Annotated in this window: 9 protein-coding genes and 1 other RNA gene; 5 read left to right on the forward strand and 5 right to left on the reverse strand. The window is 48.2% G+C overall.

Features of this window, described 5'->3' with window-relative positions:
• Window positions 1–180: 180 nt before the first annotated feature.
• Window positions 181–1,020 (forward strand): helix-turn-helix domain-containing protein, encoded by an 840-nt coding sequence (locus OGV71_RS20045; protein WP_286533931.1) that lies wholly within the window; start codon window positions 181–183, stop codon window positions 1,018–1,020.
• Between the two features lie 569 nt (window positions 1,021–1,589).
• Here OGV71_RS20045 and rnpB read toward each other — a convergent pair.
• The 5 genes from rnpB to garP form a co-directional block, all read right to left on the reverse strand.
• Window positions 1,590–1,966, reverse strand: an RNA gene (gene rnpB / locus OGV71_RS20050) — RNase P RNA component class A.
• Between the two features lie 32 nt (window positions 1,967–1,998).
• Window positions 1,999–3,144 carry a glycerate 2-kinase gene (gene garK / locus OGV71_RS20055; protein ID WP_204583248.1) on the reverse strand — a complete coding sequence of 382 codons (1,146 nt, stop codon included), beginning with the start codon at window positions 3,142–3,144 and terminating at the stop codon, window positions 1,999–2,001.
• 65 nt (window positions 3,145–3,209) lie between these two features.
• Window positions 3,210–4,100, reverse strand: a complete 891-nt coding sequence (gene garR / locus OGV71_RS20060; protein ID WP_003024889.1) for a 2-hydroxy-3-oxopropionate reductase — start codon at window positions 4,098–4,100, stop codon at window positions 3,210–3,212.
• Between the two features lie 30 nt (window positions 4,101–4,130).
• Window positions 4,131–4,901: a 2-dehydro-3-deoxyglucarate aldolase gene (garL, locus tag OGV71_RS20065; RefSeq protein WP_003840018.1), complete on the reverse strand. Its 771-nt coding sequence runs from the start codon at window positions 4,899–4,901 to the stop codon at window positions 4,131–4,133.
• A 15-nt stretch (window positions 4,902–4,916) separates the two neighbouring features.
• Window positions 4,917–6,251 carry an MFS transporter gene (gene garP, locus OGV71_RS20070; RefSeq protein WP_204583247.1) on the reverse strand — a complete coding sequence of 445 codons (1,335 nt, stop codon included), beginning with the start codon at window positions 6,249–6,251 and terminating at the stop codon, window positions 4,917–4,919.
• Window positions 6,252–6,654: 403 nt separating this feature from the next.
• Here garP and garD point away from each other — a divergent pair, with 403 nt between their 5' ends.
• The 4 genes from garD (at window position 6,655) to OGV71_RS20090 (ending at window position 11,699) form a co-directional block, all read left to right on the forward strand.
• On the forward strand, window positions 6,655–8,226 hold the full coding sequence (gene garD / locus OGV71_RS20075; RefSeq protein WP_204583246.1) for a galactarate dehydratase: 1,572 nt from the start codon (window positions 6,655–6,657) through the stop codon (window positions 8,224–8,226).
• Between the two features lie 355 nt (window positions 8,227–8,581).
• Window positions 8,582–9,841: an ABC transporter substrate-binding protein gene (locus OGV71_RS20080; RefSeq protein ID WP_204583245.1), complete on the forward strand. Its 1,260-nt coding sequence runs from the start codon at window positions 8,582–8,584 to the stop codon at window positions 9,839–9,841.
• 78 nt (window positions 9,842–9,919) lie between these two features.
• The gene (locus OGV71_RS20085; RefSeq protein WP_003024905.1) at window positions 9,920–10,864 is read left to right on the forward strand and encodes a carbohydrate ABC transporter permease; all 945 of its coding nucleotides are present in this window, start codon (window positions 9,920–9,922) and stop codon (window positions 10,862–10,864) included.
• Between the two features lie 10 nt (window positions 10,865–10,874).
• The gene (locus OGV71_RS20090; RefSeq protein WP_003024907.1) at window positions 10,875–11,699 is read left to right on the forward strand and encodes a carbohydrate ABC transporter permease; all 825 of its coding nucleotides are present in this window, start codon (window positions 10,875–10,877) and stop codon (window positions 11,697–11,699) included.
• Window positions 11,700–11,703 lie beyond the last annotated feature (4 nt).

Raw genomic sequence — 11,703 nt, forward strand, 5'->3', positions numbered from 1 at the left:
AACAGCAAGAAAAAAATCATACTGGACGAAAGTTCGTTAATAATCGCATCTAATACTATGAGCATCAATAATTGGAAAAATCTAATCAATACTCACACCCGTCATTTATTACTGAATAAATTTCAAGAAAAATTTTATTTTTGGCATTATTTAAATTAAGATTTGTTTAGCCAGGAGCCTATGAAAAAGAAATTGCTTGCTGATATCATCCATTGGATCGAGGATAACATCGACGAAAAGATCTGTAGCTCAACACTTGAGAATATTAGTGGATATACTATTAGACACTTATCAAACATATTTATGCAGTATACAAACTTAACTCCAGCAAAATATATTAGACAACGAAAACTTTGTCGCGCTGCTTTTTTACTACGATTAACAAACCTCAAGATAATGGATATCGCATATCAATTGAAATTCGATTCACAGCAATCCTTCAGCAGAGAGTTCAGTAAATTATTCGGATATTCACCTCGCCAGTATCGAAAATCCAGAGAGTGGGATTTTAAATCTTTACAACTTCCAATTCAGCCAGAAAATGTACCTGATATAAAATTCGAGTATTGCATTTTAGAATCAAAAAAATATCATGGATACCGCTTTAGCTTTGAGCAGCAAATGTATTTCATTAGAGAAAAGGAAACCATCATCAGATATCAAAAGATCATTGATATCATGATGAAATATCATTCAGATTTATTTATAAGCAGCACTTTTTCTCCTCACGCTCAGAAAGATCGCCATTTGATCGTTAACTCATTCTTAGGTTTTCACGCTAAAAATGATCTTTTGATATCAACCGATGAGGAATTCACATCTGAAGATGGTAAGTATATAAAATTTTCATTTAATGGCAGCCTCAATGAATATATATATTTCCCAAGGAGCGTTTATTATTATTTACTTCCTAAACTTAGATTGAAAAGACGAGAGGGATCAGACATTGAGATTTTAAAATATATAGATACAGCATGTCCAGGTACAATATTTTGTGATTATTTTATTCCTGTAGTATAGCTAAAAATAGAAGAGGTTATTTAATGCATAAACAATACATTATGGATATTGTCAGAAACTATGGTTTTATAGAATGTGCTGATATATTATTCTTTTTGAAATATCTGAATAATGAAAAAGTTGAGCAAACATCTTTATCATGGATTTCATCGAAACTCAATGAATGTCTGGTTAATCATGATGATGGTAAAGATTATTTTATAGCATTACGGAAACTTAGAAACGATATAATTAATTTAACACATCACACTTAATTAAGTGTGAAAAATTAAGTTAGAAAAGGGAGATTATTTATTGTCGTACCAAATTACTATTATACAAAATAAAAAACTACCGAAGCGGGGTTTTATAAAGAGTGAAGCTGACCGATAAGCCGCGTTCTTTTGAGTATAGCGTCGTGGACAGTCATTCATCTGGCCTATCCGGAAAGCAAAAAACCCGCCGAAGCGGGGTTTCATAAAGAGTGGAGCTGACCGATAAGCCGCGTTCTTTTGAGCATAGCGTCGTGGACAGTCATTCATCTGGCTTATCCGGAAAGCAAAAACCCCGCCGAAGCGGGGTTTTATAAAGAGTGAAGCTGACCGATAAGCCGGGTTCTGTCGTGGACAGTCATTCATCTAGGCCAGCAATCGCTCACTGGCTCAAGCAGCCTACCCGGGTTCAGTACGGGCCGTACCTTGTGAACCCCTATTTGGCCTTGCTCCGGGTGGAGTTTACCGTGCCACGGACTGTTACCAGCCGCGCGGTGCGCTCTTACCGCACCCTTTCACCCTTACCTGATCCCACTTGCGTGGGCCATCGGCGGTTTGCTCTCTGTTGCACTGGTCGTGGGTTTCCCCCCCAGGCGTTACCTGGCACCCTGCCCTATGGAGCCCGGACTTTCCTCCCCTCCGCCCGTCTCCCCCGAAGAGGACGACGACGAAGCGGCGACTGTCTGGTCAGCTTCGGCGCGCAGTATAGAGGGTTTGCGGGGTAATGTCACCCCGCACTGCGCATTCCTATCGCTAACGTGGCGGCGATGTTTCTTGAAGCGCGATAAATATTATCAAATGCCCCACGGAAGGCCTCTTCCAGCGTGCTGATGCTGGTCAATACGCTAAACACCGCATCGATACCATATTGATGCACCACTTCCACATCGCGCGTCAGGCTGCCGCCAATACCAATTACCGGTTTGTAGTATTTCTTCGCGACATTCGCCACGCCAACCGGCACTTTGCCGTGAATACTCTGGCTGTCGATGCGTCCTTCGCCGGTCACCACCAGCGTACAGTCGTGAATATGCTCTTCCAGATTGAGGGCCTGAGTCACAATCTCTATCCCACTGCGCAGCTCCGCGCCTAAAAATGCCATTAACGCGGCGCCCATACCACCGGCAGCCCCCGCCCCGGGAACATCCTTCACGTCTACCCGCAGCGATTTTTTAATGATGTCGGCGTAGTGAGAAAGATTGCGGTCCAGTTCGAGAATGCGTTCTTCCGTCGCCCCTTTCTGCGGGCCGAAGATGCGCGAAGCGCCAGTATCACCTGTGAGCGGATTGGTCACATCGCAGGCCACGCGAATGGAGCAGGTTTTTAATCGCGGATCCAAACCGGAAATGTCGATGCTGTTGAGGCTCATCAGACTACCGCCCCCGTAGCCAATCTCTGTCCCGTTAGCGTCGCAAAGTTTCGCGCCCAGAGCCTGCACCATACCCGCGCCACCATCGTTGGTTGCACTACCGCCAATGCCGATAATAATGCTCTGCGCCCCGCTATCCAGCGCCTGCAAAATCAATTCCCCGGTACCACGTGACGTGGTGACTAACGGGTTACGCTTATCAGGAGGTACTAACGCCAGACCACTGGCTGCCGCCATTTCGATAAACGCAGTTTTACCATCTCCGGACATGCCCCAGCAGGCATTCACTTTTTCGCCCAGCGGCCCCGTTACCCACGCGGAATATTCACTCCCTTGCGTGGCGGCAATCATGGCTTCGACCGTTCCTTCGCCGCCGTCGGCCACCGGAACTGAAACATATTGCGCATCGGGAAATATTTCCCGAAATCCTTTTTCTATTGCCTGAGCGACCTCAGTGGCAGATAGACTTTCTTTATAAGAGTCTGGGGCAATTACGATTTTCATAGTTATGTAGCCTGACTGTGCCGCGCAAGGCAAGAAATACAGGGCGCACATCCGCGCCCTTCTTGTTAGCGTGTGACTTCCACTTTCGCCAGTTTTTCGTAGTAGCATGCGAGCGCGCTGTGATCGGCGGTGCCCAGCCCATCTGCGCGAAGTGCCTGCATCATCTCCATGACTGCAGCAGTCAGCGGCAACTGCGCGCCGACCCCATGAGAAGTGTCCAGCGCATTCGCCAAATCTTTGATATGCAGGTCAATACGGAAACCTGGCTTAAAGTTGCGGTCCATGACCATCGGCGCTTTCGCGTCCAGTACGGTGCTTCCCGCCAGCCCGCCACGGATCGCCTGATACACCAGATCCGGGTTCACACCCGCCTTGGTCGCCAGCGTCAGCGCTTCAGACATCGCCGCAATGTTCAGCGCCACAATCACCTGGTTCGCCAGCTTAGTGACGTTACCCGCGCCAATGTCACCGGTATGTACCACTGAACCAGCCATCGCTTTCAGCAAATCGTAGTACTTGTCGAAAATCGCTTTATCACCGCCAACCATCACCGACAACGTACCATCAATCGCTTTTGGCTCGCCGCCGCTGACCGGCGCATCCAGCATATCCACGCCTTTCGCTTTCAGCGCCTCGCTAATTTCACGGCTGGCCAACGGTGCAATGGAGCTCATGTCGATCAGCACAGTGCCCGGTTTCGCACCTTCAATAATTCCGCCTTCACCCAGCGCCACTTCCTTAACATGCGGAGAGTTCGGCAGCATGGTGATGATCACGTCGCACTGCTCAGCAATATCTTTCGCCGTGGCGGCGGTTTCTGCACCTGCGGCAATGACTTCCGCAATGGATTCCGGGTTACGGTCAGCAACCACCAACGAGTAACCTGCCTTGAGGAGGTTTTTACTCATTGGTTTACCCATGATACCGAGGCCAATAAAACCAACTTTCATTGTCATGTCTTTATCTCTCTCTACTGTCGATGGTGGTTATTTCTTAAAAGAATCAGCCAGTTTCTGCGTGGCTGAACGGAACACGCCAAGGTCGCTGCCAACGGCAACAAAGGTCGCGCCCCACTCCAGATAACGACGCGCATCCGCCTCTACCGGGGCCAGAATTCCGCTTGGTTTGCCATGTGCTTTCGCGCGGGCAAAAATGTGCTGGATAGCTTTCTGCACATCAGGATGTGACGCATTGCCGAGGTGGCCTAGCGCCGCAGCCAGATCGCTTGGGCCGACGAAGACACCGTCTACGCCTTCGGTCGCCGCGATGGCGTCAACGTTATCAACCCCCTGCTGACTTTCGATCTGCACGATGATGGTGATGTTCTTATTCGATTGCGCAAAGTAGTCCGGTACGGTGCCAAACATATTGGCGCGATGGGAGACGGACACGCCGCGAATACCTTCAGGCGGATAGCGGGTCGACGCCACGGCGTTTACCGCCTCTTCTTGTGTCTCAACGAACGGGATCAGGAAGTTGTAAAACCCAATATCCAGCAGGCGCTTGATAATCACCGGCTCGTTGGTCGGTACGCGTACGACCGGCGCGCTGGCGCTGCCTTTCAGCGCCATCAATTGCGGGATAAACGTCGAGATATCGTTCGGCGCGTGTTCGCCGTCCAGTACCAGCCAGTCAAAACCCGCCAGGCCTAAAACTTCGGTACTGATTGGGCTGGCCAATGCAGACCAGCAGCCAATCTGAATCTGTTGCGCCGCGAGGGCCGCTTTAAACTTATTCGGGAAAATCGTGTTATTCATCGCCTATACCTTTGTTTATTTCTGCAATTCCATACGTTTAATGTCACCGACAATAAACAGGTAGCAAACCATTGCCATCAGCGCCGAACACCCTACAAACATCAGCGCAGCATTAAATGAGTGCAGCTCACTCACCAGATAACCAATCACCAGCGGAGTGACGATAGAGGCTACGTTGCCAAATACGTTAAATACCCCACCGCACAGACCGACTATTTCTTTCGGTGCGGTATCGGAGATCACCGGCCAACCCAGCGCGCCGAATCCTTTGCCGAAGAACGCCAGCGCCATCAGCGCAACCACCAGAGTGGTGTTATCGGTGTAGTTACACAGAATAATGGTCGACGCGAGCAACATTCCGAGCACAATCGGCAGCTTACGTGCCAAAGTGATGCTGAAGCCACGTTTAATCAGATAATCAGAGAACACACCGCCGAGTACACCACCGGCAAATCCGCACAGCGCAGGAATCGACGCCACCAGACCGACTTTCAGGATCGACATGCCTTTTTCCTGTACCAGGTAAATCGGGAACCAGGTAAGGAAAAACCAGGTGATGGTGTTGATAAAATACTGTCCGAAGAACACGCCAAGCATCATGCGGTTGGTCAGCAACTGCTTGATATAATGCAGTTTAGGACCACCTGATTTCACATCGCCGGGCTTTTGATGGTCCATATCCACGACCGCGCCGTTTTCAGAGATAAACTTCAGCTCTTCCTGCGACATACGCGGGTGATCGGTTGGGTTATGAATAAACTTTACCCACAGGCCGGTGAGCACAAAACCGATCACGCCCATCACGGTAAAGACGTGCTCCCAGCCCCAGGCAAAGGTCAGCCAGCCCAGCAGCGGCGAAAACAGCGCCAGGGAGAAATATTGTGCGGAGTTAAAAATCGCAGATGCCGTACCGCGCTCTTTCGTCGGGAACCAGGCGGCCACAATACGGGCGTTCGCCGGGAAGGACGGTGCTTCCGAGAAGCCCAGCATAAAACGCATGATGAACATTGAAATACCCGCCCAGGCCAGCGGGAACATATCGACAAAACCCTGCAGAAAGGTGAACAGCGACCAGAAGAACAGACTGTAAGTGTAGACTTTCTTCGAACCGAACTTATCCAGCAGCCAGCCGCCAGGGATTTGCATCAACAGGTAAGCCCAACCGAAGGCGGAGAAAATGTAACCCATTGAGATAGCACTGAGCTGCAACTCTTTCGCCACTTCCGTGCCAGCAATAGATAGCGTGGCACGGTCCGCGTAGTTAACGGCGGTAACAATAAATATTATTAGCAATATTAAGTAACGGGTGTGCGTACCTTTCTTTTTCTCGACAACTGTATCCAGTATCATTCTAATTACCTCGGGTACATAAAAGTTTTTATTATTATTTGGCAGATATCCCTGGTGATAAATCACCGATAATAAAAACGTATAATAATTTATCAGACGCAATGAAACCGTGATTTAGTATAATCAGCAGTGCAACGTTAATCATTGTGCAAGCGCTCATTAAACATGCGTCATGAAAATAATTTTTTGGGCATATGCACACATGCATGGGCGCTAATCCACACATTTACGTATTGCTACCCCTGCTGGTGCGGTCTTGCTGAGTTTAAGTGATCATTGTCACATTCTTCACGATAAACTCCTGACATTCTTATTTCACGATACCGAATCTTTATTACTGACAATGAGATTCAAAATATAAATATCCACACTATTATCACCACTTGTTGGAGAATACTGGACAATGGCCGACATCGAAATTAGACAAGAATCGCCAACGGCGTTTTATATTAAAGTTCACGAAACAGATAATGTGGCGATAATTGTCAATGACAATGGTCTGAAAGCCGGAACGCGTTTTCCGGACGGACTGGAACTCATTGAACATATTCCCCAGGGTCATAAAGTGGCGCTCGTGGATATTCCTGTTCATGGCGAAATCGTGCGTTATGGCGAAGTGATAGGCTATGCCGTTCGCGATATCCCACGCGGCAGTTGGATTGATGAATCAATGGTTGAGCTGCCCAAGGCTCCGCCGCTGGAGACGCTGCCGCTGGCAACTAAAGTGCCTGAGCCGCTGCCGCCTCTCGAGGGTTATACCTTCGAAGGTTACCGCAATGCTGACGGTAGCGTTGGCACCAAGAACCTGCTCGGCATCTCCACCAGCGTGCACTGCGTGGCGGGCGTGGTGGACTATGTGGTGAAAATCATTGAACGCGATCTGCTGCCCAAATACCCGAATGTTGACGGTGTGGTGGGGCTCAATCATCTGTACGGTTGCGGCGTGGCGATTAACGCTCCAGCCGCCATCGTGCCCATTCGAACTATTCATAATATTGCGCTGAACCCTAACTTTGGCGGTGAGGTAATGATCATTGGCCTCGGCTGTGAAAAACTGCAGCCAGAGCGCCTACTGGAAGGTACGCACGATGTAAAAAGCATTCCGGTCGACAGCGCCAGCATCGTCAGCCTGCAGGATGAAAAACACGTCGGCTTTCAATCGATGGTTGCCGATATTTTGCAGGTGGCCGAACGCCATCTGGCAAAGCTCAATCAGCGCCAGCGTGAAACCTGCCCGGCATCAGAACTGGTGGTCGGCATGCAGTGCGGCGGCAGCGATGCGTTTTCCGGCGTGACGGCCAACCCAGCGGTAGGTTATGCCTCCGACCTGTTAGTACGTTGCGGCGCGACAGTGATGTTCTCCGAAGTAACTGAAGTGCGCGATGCCATCCACCTTCTGACCCCGCGCGCGATTAACGAAGAGGTGGGTAAACGCCTGCTCGAAGAGATGGCCTGGTACGATAACTACCTGGATATGGGCAAGACTGACCGGAGCGCCAACCCATCACCGGGCAACAAGAAAGGCGGTCTGGCAAACGTGGTAGAAAAAGCGCTGGGTTCTATTGCGAAGTCGGGCAAGAGCGCGATTGTCGAAGTCTTGTCGCCGGGCCAGCGTCCAACCAAACGTGGCCTGATTTACGCTGCCACCCCCGCCAGCGATTTTGTCTGCGGTACGCAACAGGTTGCTTCCGGGATCACAGTACAAGTCTTTACCACCGGTCGCGGTACGCCGTATGGCCTGATGGCCGTGCCGGTGATTAAAATGGCGACACGCACCGAGCTGGCCAATCGTTGGTTTGACCTGATGGACATCAACGCCGGTACCATCGCTACCGGAGAAGAAACCATTGAAGACGTGGGTCTGAAACTGTTCGAGTTTATTCTCGACGTCGCCAGCGGACGTAAGAAAACCTTCTCAGATCAGTGGGGACTGCATAACCAGCTGGCGGTGTTTAACCCGGCGCCAGTGACCTGATTATCGAAACGAAAGCCAACGAAAAAACGGGGATTTGTCCCCGTTTTTGATGTCGATGCTTCAACAAATATAGTGATAACGTTCGCATTTTAAGAGGTTTTTTTAAACATCTATTTTTTTCGATTCAAACCTACCAAATGAACCTAACGACATGAAATTAAAAGAAATAATACCACCATTGTTTTACGTTATATTTTCGTTTTGATAAAAGAGAAACCTACCGAAAGACGACCTTGTTTTAATGCGATAATCCCCTCTTTTTTACTGCTTTGACTTTCTCCGGTGTAAAACAGATTATTCATAGGCTCCTGTAATTTACCTCATAAGCATTCTGACCTGAATAAAGAGGGAAGTTATGTATACCCTGAATAAAAATAATGTCGCATTGGCTTGTCTTATTTCCTGTTTACTGGCAACTCCTGTCTTCGCGAGTGCTGGAGGCCAGTCGGACGCAAAGCCTGTTAAATTACGCTACACGTTATGGGACCGTAATCAACTCCCTGGCGAACAACAGCTCGTTAATGAATTTGAAAAAGACAACCCCGGAATTAAGGTCGAAATTGAACTAACTCCTTATGACCAGTATTTTATCAAACTCAGTTCAGCAGTCGGTGGAAATGTAGCACCGGATGTATTCTGGATGAACATGCCTAATTTCCAGCAATATGTGAAAAATGGCATGCTGGAACCACTAAGTAGTTATCTGAAAGATAAATCAGCGCCGAAACTGGATGATTTTGTTAAAAGCTCAGTCGATGCCTACCAATACCAGTCGCAACAATATGCCATCCCAAGGGATATTGATGCAATTGCCGTCTGGTACAACAAAAAAATGTTCGATCAGGCTGGTGTGAGTTATCCCGATAAAAACTGGACGTGGAACGATCTAAAACAAAAATCAGATCAGTTACGTAAAGGGCTGGATAAACAGTCTTATCCACTGGCAATGGAATTCAGCAGCGGACAGGATAGTTACTTTAACCTGCTATTACAGGCCGGGGATAAGATTGTACTACCTGAGGGCAAAACGGATGTTGCCAATGACAAAGCTATCGCCGTCTATCGCGATGTTCAAGGCATGCTGAACGCGGGACTAATCCAACCGCCAGGCGAGATGGAAGCCTCAGACGTCTTCCAGTCAAACCGGGTAGCCATGGTCTACGCAGGCTCATGGTGGGCATTACCCTTCTCTCAAAACGAGTTGATTAAAGATCACATCGGCGTAGTGCCAATGCCAAAAATGGCAGAGCAGGCAGGTGTATCCCATAGTCTGGCATTTGCTATGTCAGCCAAAAGTCAGCATAAAGATGCGGCGTGGAAGTTCATTGAGTTCATGAGTTCTGAGCATGCGCAGCAGACTCTGGCTACGGGAAAAGTCGTGATCCCCGCTAACCAAAAAGTGGCCAAAGAGTGGGCTGAAGGCTTTAAGGATATTGATGTTTCAGCCTATATCGATTCGTTGGCTTTCTCACATAAATATCCAACCGCGGGCTCCAATACCGCTAAGTGGAACAGCATTCTGAATGATGGCTTGAAAAAAGTGTGGACGGGTACTGACCCAGAGAAAGTCATGCCTGGTGTTGCTAAACGCGTTGAACGAGAAATGCAGAAATAATCCTGAGGGAGCCATGCTCCCTCTCGCTTTCGCCCGCGCAATATATTTTGGTTGCACAGTGAGTACCCCGGAGTCTGTATGAGCTATTCAGATGAAGCTGCATCCCCACAATTACCGGCCAGAGAAGTGCAAAAAAAATCCCTGACCAAGCTGGAAAAAGAAGAACGCTTCTGGGGATGGATAATGATTATGCCGTTACTGGCGGGGTTAATTGTTTTTTACTTTACTCCATTCTTCCAGAACGTTTTTTATAGTTTCACTGACCTGGGAGAGTTTCAGATCTGGACGACGATCAGCTTAGATAACTATATTAATTTATTCAGCGATGATGAGTTTCGTTCAGCAATATATAACACCTTGGCCTATGTTTTTATTTGCGTACCAATAATCACCGTTTTGTCATTACTGCTCGCAATTGGCCTGAATCAGGCGATTCGCGGTCAGTGGTTGTTTCGCACGCTGTTATTTCTGCCCGCTGTCACTATGCCTGCGGCTATTGCTATGGTCTGGCAGTGGTTGATGAACCGAAACTTCGGCTTAATTAATCAGATCCTGGCCTTTTTCGATCTTCCGGCCATCGGTTGGTTATCCGATCCCGATGTCGTCCGCCTGAGCGCCTCGTTGGTTATCATCTGGTCGGCTATTGCGCTGAAGATGATCATTCTGCTCGCTGGATTGCAGGGGATCCCCAAACAAATTTATGAAGCGATGTCGCTGGATGGCATCAGCAAATTGCGTGGATTCTGGTCTATTACCTTACCGCTAATGATCCCCACGTTGTTTTTCGTACTGGTGATCTCTTTTATCGAAACGCTGCAAATTTTCGATGTGGTTTATCTGCTGTTTGGCAGTTCATCCATGGTGGACGATCAGACGATGACTATCGCCTATCTCTTCTATAAATACGCCTTTATCTACCATGAAAAAGGGTATGCCTCAGCGATCGCCGTGGTGATTTTCGTTATCACGATGGTCCTGACGCTGCTGCAAATATGGATTGGTAAACGACTTAAAGCACAGTGAGGCAACCACGATGTTCATGACTAAACGTGAAAAATGGCTAATTTACGGCTTGATGATCCTCGCGACGCTGGTAACTGTGGTTCCCTTCATCTGGATGATCATCACCTCTTTTAAAACCCAGGCAGAAAGCATCGCCTTTCCGCCGATCCTGCTACCTGCCAACCCAGGGTTTCAGGCTTACGGTAAAATCTTGCATGAAATGCCTTTTGGCAGCTTTTACTTTAACTCGATCGTCTCCACGTTGGTCATCGTCATTTTGCAGACGCTGATTGCGGCAATGGCAGCGTACGGTTTCTCCCGACTGCGTTTTAAAGGGCGAGATGTCCTGTTTATGCTGTGTATTTCAATTCTGATGGTGCCCGGTCAGATCTTTTTAATCCCACAGTTTTTAACCGTTGAAAAAATCGGTTTGCTGAACTCAATTCCTGGACTGGTGCTACCGGGTTTATTCAGCATATATAGCGCCTTTTTATTGCGTCAGTTTTTTCTGTCAGTACCTAAAGAACTGGAAGAGGCAGCCATTATGGATGGGTATAACCATCTGACTATTTTCTTCAAAATTATGCTGCCATTAATTAAACCAGGGCTGATTGCCTGCGTCATTATTAACGGATTGTGGAGCTGGAATAACTTAATGTGGCCGCTGATCGTCAACACCTCCATGGATAAAATGACATTACCGGTGGGGTTAGCCTCACTTTCCGGACGCTCAGGCGTGGAATATCCGATGTTAATGGCGGGCGCATTGCTGGCGATTATCCCGATGTTGTTACTTTATATCTTCTTCCAGCGCTATTTTATTCGCGGCATCGCTGGTGCCGGAATTAAAGGATAAGGGG

The organism is Citrobacter sp. Cf088 (assembly GCF_030334295.1).
Classification (GTDB): domain Bacteria; phylum Pseudomonadota; class Gammaproteobacteria; order Enterobacterales; family Enterobacteriaceae; genus Citrobacter; species Citrobacter freundii.

What these genes read in the sequence shown, in the direction of transcription:
- OGV71_RS20090 (WP_003024907.1), top strand. Translation starts at nt 10,875, where the DNA reads ATGTTCATGACTAAACGTGAAAAATGGCTAATTTACGGCTTGATGATC.
- garK (WP_204583248.1), bottom strand. Translation starts at nt 3,144, where the DNA reads ATGAAAATCGTAATTGCCCCAGACTCTTATAAAGAAAGTCTATCTGCC.
- OGV71_RS20080 (WP_204583245.1), top strand. Translation starts at nt 8,582, where the DNA reads ATGTATACCCTGAATAAAAATAATGTCGCATTGGCTTGTCTTATTTCC.
- garP (WP_204583247.1), bottom strand. Translation starts at nt 6,251, where the DNA reads ATGATACTGGATACAGTTGTCGAGAAAAAGAAAGGTACGCACACCCGT.
- OGV71_RS20045 (WP_286533931.1), top strand. Translation starts at nt 181, where the DNA reads ATGAAAAAGAAATTGCTTGCTGATATCATCCATTGGATCGAGGATAAC.
- garL (WP_003840018.1), bottom strand. Translation starts at nt 4,901, where the DNA reads ATGAATAACACGATTTTCCCGAATAAGTTTAAAGCGGCCCTCGCGGCG.
- garD (WP_204583246.1), top strand. Translation starts at nt 6,655, where the DNA reads ATGGCCGACATCGAAATTAGACAAGAATCGCCAACGGCGTTTTATATT.
- garR (WP_003024889.1), bottom strand. Translation starts at nt 4,100, where the DNA reads ATGACAATGAAAGTTGGTTTTATTGGCCTCGGTATCATGGGTAAACCA.
- OGV71_RS20085 (WP_003024905.1), top strand. Translation starts at nt 9,920, where the DNA reads ATGAGCTATTCAGATGAAGCTGCATCCCCACAATTACCGGCCAGAGAA.